Source organism: Actinospica acidithermotolerans (assembly GCF_018139625.1).
In the GTDB taxonomy this organism is placed as follows: domain Bacteria; phylum Actinomycetota; class Actinomycetes; order Streptomycetales; family Catenulisporaceae; genus Actinospica; species Actinospica acidithermotolerans.
The window spans coordinates 1-883 of sequence record NZ_JAGSOH010000303.1 but is presented as its reverse complement, the minus strand read 5'-3'; the positions used below and the strand labels follow the sequence as shown (position 1 = coordinate 883).

Annotated in this window: 1 protein-coding gene; it reads right to left on the bottom strand. The window is 73.7% G+C overall.

Annotated features, from left to right (window positions below; genetic code table 11):
- Window positions 1-58: 58 nt before the first annotated feature.
- On the bottom strand, window positions 59-883 hold an 825-nt coding region (locus KDK95_RS34815; protein ID WP_212522617.1), incomplete at its 5' end, for a phosphotransferase.

Below are 883 nucleotides of genomic sequence, written 5' to 3'. Positions count from 1 at the left end.
GGGTTGACCACCGTGAGGTCGATGTCGATTTCCTGTCCGGGCGCGCGGGTGATGATGCTCATCCGGCTACCTCCCGCAGGACGGGGGCGACGTTGCTGGCGAGCCAGGGCCGGTTCCGTCGGTAGCGGTCGGACTGGTTGAGGTTGTCGGCGACGTGGCGCAGCCAGGTGAGCAGGAGCAGGGCGCCGTCGGCGCGGCCGGGATCCTGGCGCAGGGCGCGCACGACGAGGGCGCCGAGTTCCTCTCCCCCAGTCTCGCGCTGAAGGGCGAGGCGGAACAGGTGGCGGTCGGTGGCGGCCGGTCCGTTCGGGTGAGCGGTGGCCCAGTCGATGATGGCGGTCACCTCGGTGCCGTCGTCGGTCATGAGCACGTTGCCGGGGTGGTAGTCGCCGTGGGTCCAGGCGGTCAGGACGGGGCGGTCGGCGAGTTGCGTGTAGAGGCGGGCGCGCAGGGCGTCGAGGGCGGCCGCGGCCCGGGGCGCGCGGGCGAGGGGCAGGTCGCGGAGGGTTTCGAGGGGGGTGTCGATCCAGCTGCGGAGGCGGTCGGGCCCGGCGGCCTCGATGGTGCCGGTGGCGTGGTGGAGTTCGGTGATCGCGGCGAGGGCGGCCGCGGCGATGCGGTGGGCGGTCTTCGGGTCGCGTTGGATGAGCGTGGAGGCTTCGGTGCCGGCGCGGTAGTGCTCGGCGGTGCGCGGGAGGCGTTGGTGCAGGTCGCAGGCGACGAGGCCGGGCAGCAGGCGGCGCCAGTCGCCGAGGCGTTCGTCGGCGGCGAGGGTTTGCAGGTTGGCGGCCTGGCGGGCGAGGGTCTGCCGGCCGTGGTCGCTGGAGGGGTGTTTGACGACGAGGTCGAGGTCGGCGACGGCGCGCAGGACGAGGATGTCGGT